General features: G+C 62.9%; 24 protein-coding genes. 2 read left to right on the forward strand and 22 right to left on the reverse strand.

The window, feature by feature from the left end; translation table 11 throughout:
• Positions 1 to 101: 101 nt before the first annotated feature.
• Both B5G03_RS00005 and B5G03_RS00010 read right to left on the reverse strand, forming a co-directional pair.
• Positions 102 to 539 carry a hypothetical protein gene (locus tag B5G03_RS00005; protein WP_242962229.1) on the reverse strand — a complete coding sequence of 146 codons (438 nt, stop codon included), beginning with the start codon at positions 537 to 539 and terminating at the stop codon, positions 102 to 104.
• Entirely contained in the window at positions 529 to 2,463 is a 1,935-nt protein-coding gene (locus tag B5G03_RS00010; protein WP_087179787.1) for a phage tail protein, read from the reverse strand. Before B5G03_RS00010 ends, B5G03_RS00005 begins: the two co-directional genes overlap by 11 nt.
• Before the next feature lie 237 nt (positions 2,464 to 2,700).
• On the opposite strand from B5G03_RS00010, the gene B5G03_RS00015 reads away from it, so the two are divergent.
• Complete coding sequence (locus B5G03_RS00015) at positions 2,701 to 3,306, forward strand: SHOCT domain-containing protein (RefSeq protein WP_087179788.1); 606 nt, start codon at positions 2,701 to 2,703, stop codon at positions 3,304 to 3,306.
• 55 nt (positions 3,307 to 3,361) lie between these two features.
• On the opposite strand, the gene B5G03_RS00020 is transcribed toward B5G03_RS00015, so the two are convergent.
• Entirely contained in the window at positions 3,362 to 4,138 is a 777-nt protein-coding gene (locus tag B5G03_RS00020) for a hypothetical protein (RefSeq protein ID WP_140401601.1), read from the reverse strand.
• A 221-nt stretch (positions 4,139 to 4,359) separates the two neighbouring features.
• Here B5G03_RS00020 and B5G03_RS00025 point away from each other — a divergent pair, with 221 nt between their 5' ends.
• Positions 4,360 to 4,947, forward strand: coding sequence for an SHOCT domain-containing protein (locus B5G03_RS00025; protein ID WP_140401602.1), 588 nt, complete (start codon positions 4,360 to 4,362; stop codon positions 4,945 to 4,947).
• A gap of 70 nt (positions 4,948 to 5,017) precedes the next feature.
• Here the strand turns inward: B5G03_RS00025 and B5G03_RS00030 are convergent, their stop codons facing one another.
• From B5G03_RS00030 to B5G03_RS00110, 19 genes are all read right to left on the reverse strand, one after another.
• Positions 5,018 to 5,341 carry a Gp15 family bacteriophage protein gene (locus tag B5G03_RS00030; protein ID WP_087179790.1) on the reverse strand — a complete coding sequence of 108 codons (324 nt, stop codon included), beginning with the start codon at positions 5,339 to 5,341 and terminating at the stop codon, positions 5,018 to 5,020.
• A gap of 10 nt (positions 5,342 to 5,351) precedes the next feature.
• Entirely contained in the window at positions 5,352 to 5,690 is a 339-nt protein-coding gene (locus tag B5G03_RS00035; protein WP_087179791.1) for a hypothetical protein, read from the reverse strand.
• Between the two features lie 78 nt (positions 5,691 to 5,768).
• Positions 5,769 to 6,059, reverse strand: a complete 291-nt coding sequence (locus B5G03_RS00040) for a phage tail tube protein (RefSeq protein ID WP_140401603.1) — start codon at positions 6,057 to 6,059, stop codon at positions 5,769 to 5,771.
• Between the two features lie 278 nt (positions 6,060 to 6,337).
• The gene (locus tag B5G03_RS17265; protein WP_162613289.1) at positions 6,338 to 6,505 is read right to left on the reverse strand and encodes a phage tail tube protein; all 168 of its coding nucleotides are present in this window, start codon (positions 6,503 to 6,505) and stop codon (positions 6,338 to 6,340) included.
• A gap of 124 nt (positions 6,506 to 6,629) precedes the next feature.
• Positions 6,630 to 8,483: a phage tail protein gene (locus B5G03_RS00045; protein WP_087179793.1), complete on the reverse strand. Its 1,854-nt coding sequence runs from the start codon at positions 8,481 to 8,483 to the stop codon at positions 6,630 to 6,632.
• 16 nt (positions 8,484 to 8,499) lie between these two features.
• Complete coding sequence (locus tag B5G03_RS00050) at positions 8,500 to 9,063, reverse strand: Gp15 family bacteriophage protein (protein WP_162613290.1); 564 nt, start codon at positions 9,061 to 9,063, stop codon at positions 8,500 to 8,502.
• Entirely contained in the window at positions 9,060 to 9,509 is a 450-nt protein-coding gene (locus tag B5G03_RS17270) for a hypothetical protein (protein WP_162613291.1), read from the reverse strand. Before B5G03_RS17270 ends, B5G03_RS00050 begins: the two co-directional genes overlap by 4 nt.
• Positions 9,510 to 9,584: 75 nt before the next feature.
• Positions 9,585 to 10,091: a hypothetical protein gene (locus B5G03_RS00055; protein ID WP_087179795.1), complete on the reverse strand. Its 507-nt coding sequence runs from the start codon at positions 10,089 to 10,091 to the stop codon at positions 9,585 to 9,587.
• Positions 10,069 to 10,527 carry a hypothetical protein gene (locus B5G03_RS17275; protein ID WP_087179796.1) on the reverse strand — a complete coding sequence of 153 codons (459 nt, stop codon included), beginning with the start codon at positions 10,525 to 10,527 and terminating at the stop codon, positions 10,069 to 10,071. The genes B5G03_RS00055 and B5G03_RS17275 overlap by 23 nt, the downstream gene beginning before the upstream one ends.
• Positions 10,528 to 10,541: 14 nt before the next feature.
• Positions 10,542 to 10,985, reverse strand: a complete 444-nt coding sequence (locus tag B5G03_RS00065; RefSeq protein WP_087179797.1) for a hypothetical protein — start codon at positions 10,983 to 10,985, stop codon at positions 10,542 to 10,544.
• Positions 10,976 to 11,338, reverse strand: coding sequence for a hypothetical protein (locus B5G03_RS00070; protein ID WP_087179798.1), 363 nt, complete (start codon positions 11,336 to 11,338; stop codon positions 10,976 to 10,978). The genes B5G03_RS00065 and B5G03_RS00070 overlap by 10 nt, the downstream gene beginning before the upstream one ends.
• Before the next feature lie 4 nt (positions 11,339 to 11,342).
• Entirely contained in the window at positions 11,343 to 12,215 is an 873-nt protein-coding gene (locus B5G03_RS00075; RefSeq protein ID WP_087179799.1) for a hypothetical protein, read from the reverse strand.
• A 100-nt stretch (positions 12,216 to 12,315) separates the two neighbouring features.
• Positions 12,316 to 12,807 carry a phage scaffolding protein gene (locus tag B5G03_RS00080; RefSeq protein ID WP_087179800.1) on the reverse strand — a complete coding sequence of 164 codons (492 nt, stop codon included), beginning with the start codon at positions 12,805 to 12,807 and terminating at the stop codon, positions 12,316 to 12,318.
• Positions 12,808 to 12,892: 85 nt separating this feature from the next.
• A complete protein-coding gene (locus B5G03_RS00085) occupies positions 12,893 to 14,269 on the reverse strand; it encodes a hypothetical protein (RefSeq protein ID WP_087179801.1) in 1,377 nt (458 codons plus the stop codon).
• Positions 14,266 to 14,472, reverse strand: a complete 207-nt coding sequence (locus B5G03_RS00090) for a hypothetical protein (RefSeq protein WP_087179802.1) — start codon at positions 14,470 to 14,472, stop codon at positions 14,266 to 14,268. Before B5G03_RS00090 ends, B5G03_RS00085 begins: the two co-directional genes overlap by 4 nt.
• A 32-nt stretch (positions 14,473 to 14,504) precedes the next feature.
• A complete protein-coding gene (locus tag B5G03_RS00095; RefSeq protein ID WP_087179803.1) occupies positions 14,505 to 15,764 on the reverse strand; it encodes a PBSX family phage terminase large subunit in 1,260 nt (419 codons plus the stop codon).
• Entirely contained in the window at positions 15,751 to 15,978 is a 228-nt protein-coding gene (locus B5G03_RS00100) for a terminase small subunit (RefSeq protein ID WP_087179804.1), read from the reverse strand. The genes B5G03_RS00095 and B5G03_RS00100 overlap by 14 nt, the downstream gene beginning before the upstream one ends.
• 193 nt (positions 15,979 to 16,171) lie before the next feature.
• A complete protein-coding gene (locus tag B5G03_RS00105) occupies positions 16,172 to 16,609 on the reverse strand; it encodes a hypothetical protein (RefSeq protein ID WP_087179805.1) in 438 nt (145 codons plus the stop codon).
• The gene (locus B5G03_RS00110) at positions 16,606 to 16,914 is read right to left on the reverse strand and encodes a hypothetical protein (protein WP_087179806.1); all 309 of its coding nucleotides are present in this window, start codon (positions 16,912 to 16,914) and stop codon (positions 16,606 to 16,608) included. Before B5G03_RS00110 ends, B5G03_RS00105 begins: the two co-directional genes overlap by 4 nt.
• Positions 16,915 to 16,918: the final 4 nt, after the last annotated feature.

Raw genomic sequence — 16,918 nt, forward strand, 5'->3', positions numbered from 1 at the left:
GGCTGCGTCCTCGTCCACAACGCTCAGGGTCACGGCCAGCTTTGCCGCGCCCAGCACCGGCTTTGTCATCTCCTGCCGGTAGGCATCGCTTACCTGCTGCATCAGATCACCCCGCAATCCACCACGCTGAAGCTGGCATCCTCGTAATACTCCGGCATTCCGGTGGCCGCATCCACGTTCACCGGGCTGCAGCTCACGTCGCTGAGATAAAACATCCGCGTCTCCCACCGGCCCAGGTTATGGCTGAAATAGTGACAGTAAAAGGTGAAGTGGCCGTCCTCAAACCAGCGGTTCATCTCCCACCACAGCTCGGGGCTGATGGTCTGCCAGCCCAGCTCCTGCTTGTCCACGCTGCGGCCCACCATCCGGCCCACCATGGTGCCCTGGGCGTTGCGGGCCGAATCCACCATGCGGCTGGTAGTAAAAGGCGCCTTGCCCTGGGTGGGGTAAGGCGCCGCAATGGCATAATTGCTCCGGTCGGTCTGGGGCGTGGCCCCCAGATAGATAAAGCCCTTGTTTTCCTTCAAATCAATAGGCATTTGCGAACGCACCTCCAATCTTTACGCCCCGGTTTGCCTCGATCTTCGCCATGGCGCGGTACAGCACCTGGCCGTCCAGCTTGACCTCGATGGGCTGATTTGCAACCAGCTCCCGCGCGCCGCCGCTGCTCACCGCCTGGGCCAGCTGCAAAATCGCTGCCAGCACCGGGCCGTTCTGCTCGGCCATCAATTCCCGCAGGCGGCTTTCCGGCGCGGCGATCTCGGGATTCGTGGCCGCGCCCGCGTACTCGCCCATCATGGCCAGCACCGGCTGGCGGATCACACCGCCCCTTGCCAGCATGGGGATCTGGGGCGCACTCACGGTGGGGATGTCGAACCCGAAGGTCATGCCGCCGATCTCCGGCACCAAAGAGGGAACCTCAAAGCTGATGCTGTTCAGCAACCGGATCACGGTGTTCACGCCCTCCACCGCCCCGCGGATCATGCCGTTCACAAAGCCGATGATGGAATTCACCGCTCCGCGCACACCGTCCGCGATGCCGTCCCACAGGTTAAGGACAATGTCCTTGAATCCGGTCCAGGCGCTGGTCAGCGGGTCAATCACGAGCCGCTGCATCCAGCCGCACAGCGTACCCCAGAGGGCCTGCAGCTTACTCAACGCCAGCTGGGCCAGATTCTGCACGATCTGCCAGAACGTACTGAACAGCGTGATGATCGGTTGCACCACGACCGCATTGAACCACTCGCAGGCCGCCGCCCATACTTCCTGAAGGAACTGCAGCGCGGCTGCACCCACCTGCTTCACCTGATCCCAGTGGGTGATCAACAGCGCGACCACGGCAATCAGCGCCGCAATTCCCGCAATGATCAGCGTGACCGGCGAGGTGAGGAACGCCACTGCCGCGCCCAGGGCTGTGGCTCCCGCAGTGGCCACCAGGCTGATCACGTTCCACACCGCAAGGGCGGTGTTCACCAGCACCCAGGCCGCCGCAAAGGAGCCCACCAGCGTCACGATCAGCTGCACCATCTCCATGTTCTCGCTGATCCAGGCGGAGAACAGGGTCAGCCCGTTCACAATGCCCCCGATCACGGTCACCACAACACCGCCGGTCCATTCGGCCAGGGGCTGCAAAAAGCTTTCCCATAAGTACTGGGCGAAGGGCTGGAACGCCTCCACAATGGGGTTCAGCGCCTGCATCGCCGCGCTCAGCAGATCGAAAAACGCCGGGGCAACGCTTTGGATGGCCCAGCCGCTCAAGGGCAGAAGTACGTTCTGCCAGGCCCAGGCAAGGCCGCCCATGGCCAACTGGACCACCGGCCCGATGGCCGATGCCAGACCGGCGAAGCTGCCCGCCAGACCGGAAAGGTCCAGCCCCTGCATCCATGTGCCGGTGGCCTGCCCCAGCTTGGAGAACATGCCAAGGATGCCGTCCAGCCCGGCGGTGAGCGGCGCAAGCAGACCGCTCAGGTCCACGCCGGAAAGCGCTTCACCGATTCCCCCCATCACTCCGTTCAGCAGCGGGGTCACCGTCTGAACCAGACTGCCGATTATCTGGACAAAGGAGTTGACAAATGGCGCCGCAGCCTGCGCCACATTCGCGATCGATTGTGCGAAGGTATCCACCAGCGGCAGCACCGCCTCGGTAATCGGAGCGAACGCACCCTGCAGGCTGGACTTCACGCTTTCCAGCGAAGCCTTCAGGGCTTCGTTTTCCTTGAGCATACCGGCAAGCCCGCCGCCCAGCATACCAAGCGCACCGGTCACCAGCGGCCCGCCGATGGCTGCAATGCCCTTACCCAGACCGCTCATTCCGCTTTGCAGCTTTTTCATTGACTGCTCAGCCCTCACCGCCCACTGGTTCAGCTTTTCCTTGCTTTCATCAATCGCATCTTTCTGCTTCTCCAGCGCCTTCGTTTGCAGCTCGGTAGCTTTCTGCGCCTCCTGAGAAAATTTTTTCTCCATTCCCATTGCTTCCCGCTGCGCATCAAAGCTGCTTTTATAAGCGTCTTTTAGTGTTTCCACTAATTTTTTCTGTTGTTCTAAAAGCTTATTTTCCAACTTAATGTCAGCAATATTTATCAAAAATGTCACCTCACATTCTTGCTCTATAGCGTTACTACATCACGATATTTCTTCCATTGATTTTCACGACCTGTATGCTATACTAATTATTAAACAAGTACTTTAGGAGGCCGTTTCATGGAACTGATTGATGCTTTGAATGAGACCTATGAGCTTCGTCGAAAAAACTTCATGTTCAAGCTTACTGGTGCACTTTACCGTCCTTTCCGTCAAGAGTATGATGCTTGTGTTTCAATGTTCCTTCCAAGCGAAAGCATCACATTTGCCTGCCGTATGGCTGCAAGCTTTTATCCGGCTGGTTTCGCTAGCTACAGATATAATCCAAGCGACGAAGTCTATGGCACCCTCATGGTAAGCAATGCGCGCATTTTCTTCTGCCGCTATTCTGATAAACGCTCCTTTTCTTATGAAATCTCCGCAGACGACATCACAGATGTATACTACGATACCGACCCAAAAGAAGCATATCTACGTGTAAACGGCCGGAACATCGTTTTTGTGATTCACGATGAACTGGCAGTTGTGGAGCGTCTGAAAAAAGCAGTCGACGAGCTTCGCTATGCACAACCTGAGCCGGAAGCCGCTGCCCCCATCCAGACCAATCCCGCCGATAACATGGACCAGATCACAGAAGCCATCAAGAATCTGAAAAGCCTGCTTGACCTTGGCGCCATTACCCAGGAAGAATTCGACGCGAAGAAAAAGCAGCTGCTGGGCTTGTGACTATCACCCTCCCTTCGTTTTCCGCCCCCTTTGTTCCAAAGGGGGCTTTTTCTTTTTACGCCGCCGCGTCCATAGGCATCCCCTCCTTTCGCCTTATCCTGCCGACCTCTCCCATCCCTTTTTCTGTGTGTTTCTTTTCGTGCTTTTTTGTCAGCCGAACGGCACCCGCGAATGGTTTGACCACCGGCCCGATGGCCGACGCCAGACCGGTGAAGCTGCCCGCCAGACCGGAAAGGTCCAGCCCCTGCATCCATGTGCCGGTGGCCTGCCCCAGCTTGGAGAACATGCCAAGGATGCCGTCCAGCCCGGCGGTGAGCGGCGTAAGCAGACCGCTCAGGTCCACGCCGCCAAGCATACCCGCAGCGACCTTGCTAACACTGCCCAGTACATTGCTCAGCAGCGGAGCTACCGTTTGGGCCAAGCCGCTGATGGTCTGGGCGAAGGTATCCACCAGCGGCAGCACCGCCTCGGTAATCGGAGCGAACGCACCCTGCAGGCTGGACTTCACGCTTTCCAGCGAAGCCTTCAGGGTTTCGTTTTCCTTGAGCATGGTGGCAAGCCCGCCGCCCAGCATACCAAGAGCACCGGTCACCAGCGGCCCGCCGATGGCGGAAATGCCCTTGCCCAGGCCGCTCATTCCGCTTTGCAGCTTTTTCAGCGACTGCTCACCCTTTGCGGCCCATTCCTCCAGCTTGGCCTTGCTCTGCTCCACCGCGGCTTTCTGCTTCTCCAGCGCCTTCGTTTGCAGCTCGGTGGCTTTTTTCTGGCTTTCCGCTCCTTTGACCGCTTCATTCATGGCTGCTTTTTGAGAATCCAGCGAATCTTTGTACACTCTTTTCAAAGCTCCCATAGCACTGGAGATTTTTGAGATTAGTTCCTTCTGTGTTTCCAACAATTTATTACTTTTTTCAATATCCGCCGTATTGATTTCTGCCAATTCATTTCACCTCCAACTTATATTTTGATTAGTCTCTTTCACAAACCAATCTCCTTTCATTGAAATTTTATCTTCACTATGCTATACTGTTTCCAAAATAGTAAGGAGGGTTTCTCATGACACTGGAGCAAGCATTTGAAGAATCACTTAGCGTAATCTCTACTGGTCTTTTCAGCAAAGTAAAGCGGGCTTTTGCTGAACCTCTCCCACGGGATATCCGTGCAATCAAATCCTCTTTACTAGCAAATGAAGATGTTTCATTTGCCGCTAAAATCGACCTGGGCGACACGCACGATAAGATCGGCGGTCTTATGGGAATTTTGATCATTACCAATCTACGTGTTTTGTACTATTACGGTCCTAATAAAGACAATTGGACCTTAGATCAGATTCCGGTGGATACCATTGAATCCATTGAATTTTCCCGCTCCTACACTTCTTCGTATTTAAGTGTTTATGGAAAATCCTCCATCTTCCATCTTAACAGCGACCGGCATATTTTAATGGAAAAAGCCCGCGACCTTATCAATCAGATGATTTACGACAAATCGCAAAATTCCGAATCCTCGGAATCCGAATCTTCGGCATCTGATAATATGGCTCAGGCCGCAGAAGCCTTAAAAAGCCTGAAAGAACTGCTCGACTCCGGCATCATCACCCAGGAAGAATTCGACACGAAGAAAAAGCAGCTGCTGAATTTATAAAATCGCCTTCCTTTCGCCTGTTTTGCCGCTCCCCGCTTTTTTGCGGGGAGCGGCTTTTTTCTGCCTGCCGTCAGCTGCCGAACGCCTTTGCCATCATCTGCTCCAGATCGTCCATCTGGCGGCGCAGCTGCTCGCCGGTGAAGGCTTTGGCCGCCTTTCGGGCCCGGAACGCTGCCCACTCGCTGCGCATTTTCCGCTGCTGTGGAGTGAATTTTTCCAGCATTTTTCGATCCCGCTCGCTGCGCACCGCCACCACCCGGCCCAGAGGGGTGTCGTCCATCAGGCCGCTCACCAGCTTGCTCCACTCCGGCCAACTCAGCTCCCCCTGCAAATGAGGCAGCACCCCATATTGCTTGGCGATGCTCTGCTCGATCAGCAGCGCGTCGAATTCCAGGTCATACCACTCAGGCCCGGGCGCTGTGCTTTGCCTGCTGAAATCGCTGCTCCATCGCCTGCTCCTCCTCGCCGGTCATGGCCGCCATCACCAGCTCGAACAGCTTCTGATAGGCGGGGAAGGGCAGGTCCATCTTGTCGATCTCCGCAAAGGCAGCCTCGCCCAGGGCCAGCTTCAGGGTCTGATCCATCTGCTCGCTCACCTGGCTGCCGTCCATCTGGTCGGTGTTGATCTGCATCAGCTTACGCACGGTTTTCTGCCGGTTATCCACCAGGTACAGCTTGTCCTTTACCCGAATCTCCGGGGTATCGGTGAGCAGCTTTTCGTCCAGGGTATACAGTTTTGCCATTTGTTTTACACTCCTTTTTCAATCAGTGCCCGGAGGCGGATGGCCCCCGGGCGTTTTCGGTTTTTCTCAGGCTGCCAGTCAGCCTTCCAGTGCAGGGGTGAAGGTGGGCTTGCCGTCGCTCATCACTTCCACCTCCAGAATGGCCACGTCGCGGCTCTCGCCGCCGCCGGGGTTGGTCACGTTCAGCACGCAGTCGAAGGCCAGCTTTGCGCCGCTGGGGAACTCCCACTCAAACTTGCTGGCGCAGCCGTCGCCGGTGGTCCAGGCGCTCTGGGCAACGTAATCGTTGCCCGCATCGCCCAGGCAGCGCTTGCCGGTGAGGGTGACGGTCAGTGCCTTGCCGGTCACCATACGTCTCAACCAACCCATGGCTGGCTCGGAACAGGGCGGCACTGGTTTTGGCTTAGGGGTTTGGCGCATAGGCGCATCGCAGCGGGCTTGGAAATACACCAAGTATTCCGCGCGCCCGCTTCAATGGCCTCTGCATCCAAACCCCGGCGCCAAAACTGCAAAGCACCCACGGCCCGGCGATTTTGCTGCAAATGCAAGGAAAAACGGCGAAGGCACCCTTGGTGGTTGTCGAGCCGTTTTGACGCAGTCAGTTGCACAAAATCGCCAGTCCGTGGGCAGCGCCGCCCTATTCCGAGTCAGCCCATCTCCATGGGGCTCCACTCCACGGTGTTGCCGTCGATGCTCACCTCAAAGGTTTCCAGCTCGGCAATGGCGACCATATCGCCCTCTTCGCTTGCACGGCCATTGGTGCCGATCTTAAACTTGTTTTCGTATACGGGATAAACGCCAGTATTCATAGCCATAATTCAGTTCTCCTTTTCGTTGTCTGATTTTTGTTGTTTGATTTGTTTGGTTTTTGTTCGGTCCTGCTTCGCCCCCGCCGGGGCCTGCCCCTCCATAGGCACCACCTCCTTTCCTGCGCCTTGGTCAATAGGCCTCGGCGAAGGCGCCGCCGATGCGCACGCCCCGGTTGGCCTCGATCTTCGCCATGGCACGGTACAGCACCTGGCCGTCCAGCTTGACCTCGATGGGCTGGCTCACGTACAGCTGAGCCGCGCCCGCGCCGCCCAGCACGTCCGCCACCGCCTGACGGATGGTCTCCAGCGGGGCCTCCACGTTGGTGCCCCGCCGCTGGTCGCCCACCACCGCCAGGAATGGCCGGTTGGCGGGCAGCACCGCGCCCTTTGCCAGCCGGGGAATTTGGTATTCCGGCACCCGGGGCAGGTTCACGCCGAAGTGCTGGCCGCCGTAGTCCGGCACCCAGGAGGGGATCTCCACCCCGATGCCGTTCAGCCGGTCGATCACCGCGTTCATGCCGCCGGTCAGTGCCCGCAGCATGGCGTTCACCAGGTCGATGATTCCGTTCACCCCCTGCTTTGCCACGCCGACCATGGTGTCCCACACGCTTTCAAAGATGTCGCTCAGGCCGCGCCAGGCCCGGTCCCAATCGCCGGTGAACACGCCGCTCACGAACTCGCACAGCCCGCGCAGAACTCCGGCGATGCCGTCCGCCACCTTGGCGATGGTCCCCAGCCCGTTGAAGAAGCTGTCCACAACGTACTGCACCGCCCCGGCCACCAGCGGCGCGAAGGTATCGGTGATGTTCTGCAAAAGCGGCAGAAGGGCCTCGGTCCACAAAATGGCGATCAGCTCCATCACCGCGCCAAACAAAAGGGTCAGGTTTTCCCACAAAGGGGCCAGATGCTCCTCCCACAGCTCCTGCAGCCGGGCCATCAGCTCATCCAGCACCGGGCGGATCAGCTCGTAATAGAGCGTCTGCACCCAGTTCCGCAGCTGTTCAAAGCCCTCGGCCAGCCGGTCCAGAATGGGCTGGCCGTACACCGCCCAGGCCTCGCTCACCGCGGCCAGCATATCCTGCACCACCTGCTGCAAAAAGCCCAGCAGCGGCATCAGATAATTCTGGATGGCGTCGCCCACCAGCTGGCAGCCCAGCGAGAAGTTCTGGGCGAACTGCTCCAGAAAAAGCTCGCCCACCGCACCCACGATGGGGGCGAAGGTCTCGGAAAAGGCGTTCACGATATTGGGGATGAACTCCCCCAGCAGATACTCCCCCAACGGGCGCAGGGCGGTGTCCCACAATTCCAGGGCGCTGTCCCGGATGACGGCCCAGGCGCTTTTGGCGGCCCGGGCCAGCTGGCCGAAGGCCTTGCCCCAGGCCTCGATGCTGGGGGCGAACAGCCGGTTCACTTCGTCCAGCACCGGGCGGAGCAGGTTCACAAGGCCGACCCACTTTTTCTGGGCCTCGTCCACCTCTTCGCCCGCCGTGCCGCCGCTGCCGCCGCCGGAAGTGGAACCGCCCCCGCCGCTCGCCTGCTGCTGCACCAGGTTCAGCTCGTCGATGCCCAGCACCGTGCGGGCCACCGCCTTGGCGGCTGCCTTGGTGCTTTTGGTCAGGGTCTGCTGGCCCTTGGCGGCTGCCCGGCTGCTTTGGGCCAGCGCGTCGGCCGAATCGGCCCCGTCGCCGAACAGCAGCCAATTCACCCCCTCGCCGATCTTGCGCAGCCCCTCTGCAAAGGCCGCCAGCACCTGGCCCAGCCCGCCCAGCTGCCCCTGCATCACCTGCAGCAGCTGCCCGCCACTGGATGCGGCCTCGTCCTGCGCGGCCTTCACCTGCTGCCAGGCCAGCCGCAGTGCGGCGGATTGGTCCAGCCCCAATTTTCGGTAATCCGCCGCCAGCTTCATCACGGTGCTGCGGGTGTCCCGCTCGGCCTGTTTGGCATCGCCCACCAGCAGGTCCAGCCAGGTCGTTTGCTTGTCCATTCATTTCCCTCCTTTCTCAATCCTTTAGCAGCCGGTTCAGCCGCTCCCGCTCGGCCTGCTCCTCGGGGGTGTAGCGGGGCTTCAGGTCCACCCGAGCCCGGTTGCGCTGATAAAATTCCCGCTCCCAGCCCTCCAGCTTTTTGCCCCGGCGCAGCTTGTCCCGAATGGCCACCACGGCGGACAGCTGCCCCTCCCCGATGGCCCCGAACCAGGCAAGAAAGGTCCACCAGTGCACGAAGGGCAGCGCCCGGATCTCGCACCCGGCCGCCTTGTTCACATCCGCCACGATCAGGGGCAGGTCCTGCTGCCAGTCGATCAGCCGGGGACCCGCCGGGCCGCTGTCCTCTTCGCCGCCCGCCAAAAACCGGAGCATGGCCTCCATGGCCTGCCCCCGCAGCGCCGGGGGCAGGGCGGCAAACTTCCGGTAAAACACCCCCATAGCCAGAAAGGCCCGCGCCTCGGGCGGCTCGGCGGCATCGTCCAGCAGGCGGATGACCTCCAGCACCTCCCGGAAGTCCGCCCGGATGGGCTCGATGCGCCCGGCGATCTCCAGCGCCTCGGGCAGGTCCCAGCCGGTCACCGGGCCGCCTCCCGCCTTGCTGCCTCCCGGGCATCCGCGGCGGCGGCAAGGGCTTGGGCCTTCGCGCTCAGAAAGGCCTCGGCTCCCGCCTGCACCTGGGGCTGCAGCGCCGCGAACAGATTGGTCACCACCCGCTCGCCGTTGGCGACCACCGCCATCAGGTTCACGCCGCCCAGCAGCCGGTCGAAGTCGTTTTCCTCGCCGAACACCCAGGCCAGCACCTCCTTCACCGACCGGTCGGCCTTTGCCAGCAGCTCCAGCGCCTTCTGGCCGGTGGCCTGGGCCGCGCGGCCCTCCTCGGCCATTTCCTGCTCAATGGCGGCGATCCGGTCCGCCGCCTGCAAAAACCGGCTGTACACGTTGGGGTCGCTGGGGTTGAAGCGCAGCACCCCGCCGCCGTTGATTCGGTATTCCCGCACGCCGGTGTCGATGTTCAATTCCTGCATTCTCGTTCCTCCCTGCTGTTTTCAAGATGCCGCCCGGGCCACTGCTTCCCGGCCCGGGCGGGGCGGCTGAGCTGCTTACTCCTCGGCCGGGGTAAAGGTCTTGGTGTCCGCCTTGAAGTGGCCCTTCACCGGTGCGCCCTTGTAATGGATGGTGAAGGGGATCTGATAGCCGTTGGAATCGCCGCCGTAGCTGCTCACCTCGATGACCGCGTCGTCTTTCACGGCGGGGAAGCCCTTTTCCGGGTCCTCCTCCTCCCACATGTGCACCTCCACCACGGTGGTGTCGCAGCCGTCCAGGATCTTGCACTCGTCCACGATGCCCTGCAGCCGCTCAAACAGGGGGTCGCCCACCACCGCGTAGTAGGTCTCCACGCTGCCGCTCTTTTCGTAGCTGGTCACCAGGGTGCTGGTCTCACCCAGAATGTTCCGGGTCTTTTCCACGTTGGCGCTCAGCTCGGGGCTGTACTCCTCCAGGTCCTTGCCCAGCCGCACATAGTTGGGGCTGCCCTCCAGCGCGCCGGGTTCGGCGGCGTCGATGTAGTGGGCCATCCACTTGCGCTCAATTTTCTTGTTCTTCTCCATCTGTTTCTCCTTTCAGTTCGGTGATGTGTTCCGCCACCAGCTCCAGCCGGTAGCGGGCCAGGCCATCCGGCCCGGCCTGCTGCAGCCCGGCTCCCTGCGCCCGCAGGCTCTGGCGGCCGGATTCAAAAAGCTGGGGCACCCGGCCCCGGGCGTTCTGGGTGTTCACCCAGTCCTGCAAAGCCAGCACCAGGGCCGCGTTGTGCAGCCCCGCGCCGGGGTCGCCCACAGGTTTTTCCAGCCGCAGCTCCAGCCAGAACCGGTAGCTGGTGGAAAGCCGGCCCCCGCCCAGGATGTTTTCTTGAAAATTGCTCTCGGACGCGCCGCCCGGCCGCAGCGACACCGCGCCCCCCGCCAGGTCCAGCCCGTCGATGGCGATTGCGGGCGTGCTGTCCCAGCCGGGCCAGCCTTCCAGCCATTCGCGCAGCTGTTCCAGCATGCTGATTCCCCCCTTTACCATTTTTTGTACCATTCGGTCTGGGCCTCCACGTGGCGCACCTGTCCGTCCAGCCGCTTGGCCGCCACCTCGCGGATCACCGCAAGGCCCGGCACCGCCGCGGGCACAAAGGCGCGCCACTGGTCCGCCGTCTCGATTTCCGGGCCCTCGCCGGGCAGCACCCGGTCCCCCGGCTCCAGCGAGAACCAGTCCTCCTCCGGCTGCGCGCCCTCGCCGCCGGGCCGCCAGGCGGGCCACTGCCCGCCGCAGGGGGCCAGCAGAAAGCAGTACCGCTGCCCGGTGGCCCCGATTGCATCCGCCCCGCCGGAATCCCGCTCATCCAGCCAGACTCCGCGCAGCACCGTGCGGCGGCAGGAAAATTCCGGCCGGAACACCGCGTGATACACCGTGACGGTGTGGGTGCAGAAGCGATAATCCGGCAAGCCACCGGTCAGCCGCATGCCGCCACCCCCTGTTCATCCCGCCGGATGTCCAGATACAGCCCGGCGCAGCGGTAGAGCTCCCGGCTTTTGGCGGCGGGGCTCAGATCCGGCGCGGGGGCGGCGCTGGTCTGGCTCAGGCTGCCCAGCTGCATCCCGGACAGCACACCGCCGTTTTCCGCCGCTTCATAAAAGTGGATCGCCTCGGCCATGGCGCACACCGCCAGGGCCTCGCTGTTTTCCTCCGGGGCCGTTACCCGGTAGATGCGCTTGTAGCGCCCCAGCTGAGCCGCGGCGGCCCGCTCGGCCGCCGCGAACTCCTGCTCGGTCATCTCACCGGCCCAAACGTCCCGGTAAAATGCGTACTCCACCATAGGCTCAGGCGGATTTGTGGCTGGCGTACACGCCGGCCAGCTTGTTTTTGTACACGTCGGCCACGCCCACGTTGCGGTAGCCGTACTTGTAGGCGTCCGCCTCCTGGTTCTGGTCGGGGGTCACGATCTTGGGGGCCACGTGCTTTTCAAACTGGATCAGGGCAGGCTTGTGGATGACCATGAAGTTCAGCTCCTTGCCGTCGTCCGCCTTGGCGTAGCCGCCCGCCTCCTGGCCGCCGGTGTGGCCATCCTTCTGGTCGATGGCGGTGTAGAAGCGGGTCTGGGGCACCAGGGTCTTGCTGGCAAAGCGGGACAGAATCTCCCGGCTCTTGGTGGTGTCCAGATCGGCGATCATGCCGTCCAGGGTGGGGGTGATGAAGAGGTGACGGTCCTCCATGGGCACCTCGGCCTCATCCATGGCGTTGGTGGCAACGCGCAGGGCGGCCAGCACCGCCGCGCCGTCCTCCAGGGTTTCCTCCTTCTGGGTCACGCCCTCCTTGGAGGCGTAGCTGGCGAAGCGGAAGGCGTCCAGCTCGGGGGCCACCTTGGTGCGGATGAACTCGCCCGCCAGACGGCCGAAGGCGATGCCGGCGCTGTCCGCGTCGTCCATGTTGTCCACGGTGAACATGCGGCCCCGGTCGAAGTTGCACTTCACGGTCTCGTTGGTCAGGGTCACGTCGCCGGACACATAGCCGCTGTTGCGGTCGTAGTCGCCCAGACCCTGCAGCTCGATCATGGGGATGATCAGCTCGTTGGCGTTGGCGCCCTGGCGCACCAGCTCCTCGGGGCCGTCCAGCTTGGCGGTGAGGGACACGGTGCGGTACACCTCGTCCAGCAGAGGGATGAATTTGCCTGCGGTGGTAATCTTGTTAGCCATAGTGTATTTTCCTCCTGTTGTATACAATTTGTTTATTTAAGACTTGGCAAAACAGCGGGGCAAAAACGCGGGAGGCCCCCGGGGCCCCGGTGTTCTCCGGTCAGACACGGCCCAGCCCGAAGGCCCGGCGCAGCACCTCATCCGGCTCACCGCCGGGCGCGCCCGCACCGGTGCCCGCCGCATAGGGGGGCGGGGTGATGCCGCCGAAGAGATAGCCGTTTTCCTGCTCCAGCTGTTCCAGCGCGGCGGCGATGGCTCCCTCCGGGTCGGCGCTGGTGCGCAGGCCGTCCAGGTCCAGCAGGGCCCGGATGGCCTTTTCGCTGCGGCCGCCCGCCTTGCCGATGGCGGTGTTCAGCGCCGCGTCAAAGCGGGCCGCCGCCACCTGCTCCTCCGCCGATTTGCGGGCCTGCTCGGCCTGCTGCTTCCAGTCGGCAGCCTGGGCGCGGGCAGTCTCCAGCTCGGTCTTCCATCTGGCCTGCCGGGCATCCAGCTCCTCCCTGTTCACAAAGCGCTGGGCCAGCGCGGCGGTCAGCGATTCCTCCAGCTGGGGGGTATAAGCCTCGCCCAGCAGCTCCTTCAGCCATTCCTGCATTGTTTTCTGTTCTCCTTTCCTGTTCCATTGGGTTTCGGGCAAAACAAAAGGCCTGCGGTTCTTTGCAAAACCTGCAAGCCTTTTTTCATGAATTGTTCGGGGCCGTTTCCCCGGGCATCAGCCGCTGGCGTACCCGGGCCAGGTCCTCGTCGGTCTCCCAGGGCAGACTGTATTTCCAGGCCAGGGCGATCTCCGGCTTCAGCAGCCCGGCGTTCACCAGCTGCAGGGTGTCGGCCCATTCCCTGTCCTTATCAAACAGAACGCCGTTGCCCCAGTCGATGCGCACCGCCCGCGCCGGGTCCGGCTCGAAGGCGCCGGGCATCCGGTACAGCCTGCCCAGCCTGCCGCAGAGGGCCACCGCCCGGCGCACCGCGCTCTCCCACAGCTGCTGCAATTCCTGGATGGTCAGGCTGTAGTCGCCCTGGCTGCTGGTCACCTCGGTGGCGGTGCGCTGTGCGGCCTCCACCTCGCCCAGAATGCCCCGCTTCAAGCCGATCAGGCTTTCCAGATTGCGCAGATATTCCCGCTTGCGGGCCAGAAAGCTTTCCTGCCGCAGAGCGGGGGCGAACACGGTCACGCCGGTGTTGGCGATGTCGTCGTCGATGCCCACGAAGAGGCCGGGCGGCAGCACCGGACGGCCATTCTTGCGCTTGTCCAAAAGGTCCGCCGAGGCGAACACCCGGCTCTCGCCGTGGTCAAACTCCCGGTCCAGCTGGCGCTCGTTGCGGTTGATGTTGTGGATCAGCCCCGCCGCCGCGGCGTACACGCTCACCGGGTCGGGGCTGCCGTCCACACAGTTTTCCAGCGGCAGACGCAGGCTCACAAGGCCGAGGCCACCCACGTCGCCCACCACCGCTTTCGGCTCCAGCGCCGCGTACCGGGGCAGGGCGGAAAGGCTCACCGGCGTGCCAATGCTCTGGCCGTCCCAGCTGCAAAAGAGCTTGTTCTCGATCACCAGACGGCCCGCCTCATCCAGGCTGCGGCGCTCCAGGAGGGTGTAGAACTTGCCGTTTTCCATGGTAAGCTCCGCGCTGCCCAGGGCGGTGGCCTCGCCGTCCGGCGAGCGGCCCAGCACCGTGACCATGTCCCGCCGCATCACCGAAAAGCCAAAGCCCCCGGGCCCCGGCACCGGCTTGAGCCAGGCCTCGCCCCCGATCAGGGCCAGCTGCATGGCCTTGCGGCGCACCCCGTCCAGCCCGGCCAGAATCCCGGCCACAAAGGGCTCGCCCCCATCGGCAGTAGCCCGGTACTCGGCAAAGCAGCTGCGGCTCAGCTTGCTCACCACCGTGTAGGGCAGCCGCTGGCAGGGGTCCTCGGCGTCGGTCACCTCCCGGTCAAAGTAAAGGCGGAACCAGTCCTCAATGGCGGCGTTCATGGCGGCGGTGGTGCAATCCCGCGCGCCGGGGTAGGCCTGGGCAAAGCTGTGGATCTGCCGCCCCAGGGCGGCGCCGAACACGCTCATTCCTCCACCTCCCAGCTGCGGGCGGCCAGCCGGTTGCGGGCCCGCACCCCGGCCTGCATGCCCTGGATGTAGGCCTCCAGCCGCTCGATCTCCCGCTCCTTTTTCTCCAGCTGGCTGCGCAGTGCCCCGTTCTCCCGCAGCAGCTGGTCCCGCGCCCACTCGGGCAGAAAGCGCCGCCAGAACCATTCCTTCAGTTTGTGCATTTGTTCTCTCCTTTCCTGTTTTCCGGCACGGCTCAGCCCCCCGCCCGCCGCCAGATGCGGCTGGTGGCGTAGCGCACCGCGTCGATGTGGTGATTGTCCCGGTCCGGATAGCCCTCCAGCACCTGGCCGCTGGAGCGGTCCCGGTCGTACTCGTATTCGCTGAACTCCTTGGCGGTGTCCGGGCAGCGGGCCGGGTCGATGCGGATTTCCGCCAGACTTTGCAGCCACTTCATGCCCGCCTTCACGCTGCCGGGGCCCTTTTCCGCTCCCCGGCAGGGCAGGCCCATGGACCGGTAGTCCCGGCAGCTTTTTTCCTCAGCGCTGTCCGCAATGAGGGTCTCGCTGTCCCCCGCGCAGACGCCCTTTTCCAGCAGGATGCGGGCGGTGTCCGCGTTGGAGGTGCGGCGGCGGGTGGCCTCGTCGAAGATGTACAGCACCCGCCGGGCGGCGTCGTAGCCGCAGCTGTTGAAGGCCCAGGGGTCCGGGAACCAGCCCCAGTCCACCCCGTGGTACCGCCGCTCCAGCCGGGCAATGGCCTCCTCCGGGATTGGGACCAGCTTCACATTCTCGAACACCAGGCTGCCGCTGCCCACCACCTGGCCCAGGTATTCGTGGCGGTAGGCCCGCTCGTTGGTGCGCCGCAGGTGCTCGGCCTCCTGCAAAAAGCGCTCGCCCAGCCAGTGGGGCGGCAGGCTGCGGTAGTCGGAATGGACCACCAGCATGCCGGGCTTTGGCTGGCGCACATACCGGTTGACCCAGCTGGAGGGCAGCGGGGGCGGGTTGAAGCTTTTGATCACCAGGCTCTGCCCCTGGCCCCGCAAAAGGCTCTGCTCGGCGCTACGCACCTGGTCCGGGCCGGAGAACTGGTCCAGCTCCTCGAACCAGACCGCGCCGATGTACCCGAAGGGGGGCTTGATGCTTTTCAGCTTGGCCGCGTCGTCCAGCCCGAAGCACCAGACGCACTGACCGGTGGTTTTTCGCACCAGCTCCATCCGGCTCACGTTGGGCTCGAATTCATCGTCCAGGCCCATCCGCTCCAGCGCCCAGAGCAGCTGGCTCCACACACTGGTGCGCAGGGTCCGGCCCACCCGGCGCAGGGCGACGGCGTGGCAGTCCGGGTGGCGCATCAGCTGCACCAGCAACTCGATGGCCGCATAGCTGCTCTTGGCGCTGCCCCGCCCGCCGGTGAGCACCAGCTCCCCCACCCGGCCCCGGCGCACCGCGCTGTGGGCCTCATGGAAAGCCGGGGCGATCAGTCCGCTCAGCGCCGCCCGCTGCTCACGGGATGTCATCCACCAGCACCACCCGGGGCGCAGGCTCCGCCGCCGGGGTGTCCAGCAGCTTTGCCAGCATCTCCATGGCCTTCATCCGGGTGGCAAGACTGGGCAGCTGCATCATCTCCTCGCCGTTCTTGCCGTATTCCGGGTAGGCCTTTTCCCCCATGGCAATGGCCATCAGCTCCTGGCGCAGCCGCTGGGCGGGGTCCTCTTTTTTGCGCGCGGCCATCGGCACTCACACTCCTTTCCTGTAAAATTGGGATGGAAAAAGGCGGGGAGCCCGGTTTTTGTTCCGGGCCCCGCCGCCTACTTTCCTCATGATACAGGATAGCACGGGTCGAACCGGGCTTTCCAGGGTCAAATCCTGTTTTTTTCCGGGTTTTCCGGGTCAATTTTGCCTTTTGACCGGGCTTTTCGCGGTTTCATGCCTCCGGGTGCGCCTCCTCCACGCAGATGCGCTCCAGCGCCCGCGCGTGCTGGCGGCGCAGCCAGCGCTCGTCCATGTCCAGCATCTGCCCGATTTCCACCCAGGTCTTGCCCAGCAGATAGCGCGCCCGCATCATCTGGCGGGTACGCTCGTCCTCCAGCAGCTCGATGGCCACCACCACCCGGGCCTGGGCCTGGGCCACTGCGTCCAGCTTCTGGGCCAATTCGCCCCGCAGCGCCTCCAGCCGCTCCACGCTCTGCTCCAGCTTATGCAGATTCGGCCCCCGCACCACCTGCACTCCCTGATTCAGGTAAGGCGTGATCCGGGTGACCACCTCTTCCAGCTCCCGCAGCTGCTCGCTGAGCAGCCGCGCCTCGTGCAGCTGGGTCTGGTAACTGCGCAAAAATTCCAAGGTCTCCGTTCTGTTTTTCATGGTACTTTTTCCTTCCGCTCTTCACATGCTTCATACATACCGGCAGCAGGCAGTTGCCCTCGCCGTCCCGCTTCCATTGGCAGTGCGCGCAGCCCCGCCAGGTCCATTTCGTGTTCATCGGTTTCCTCCTTCCAGATCCAGTTGCCCGAAAAATACCATTCCACCAGCATGGCCCTGAACTCCGCCGCCTCTGCCGCCCGCTCATCCCATTGCAGGATACCGCAGCCCCGGCAGGCGACGGCAAAGCCGTCGGCCCCGTTCACAAAGCGGCCTCGGTTCGGCCCGAGGCCCTGCCAGCTTCCCACCGCA

Origin of the sequence: Gemmiger sp. An50 (genome assembly GCF_002161595.1) — a bacterium.
GTDB lineage: Bacteria > Bacillota > Clostridia > Oscillospirales > Ruminococcaceae > Allofournierella.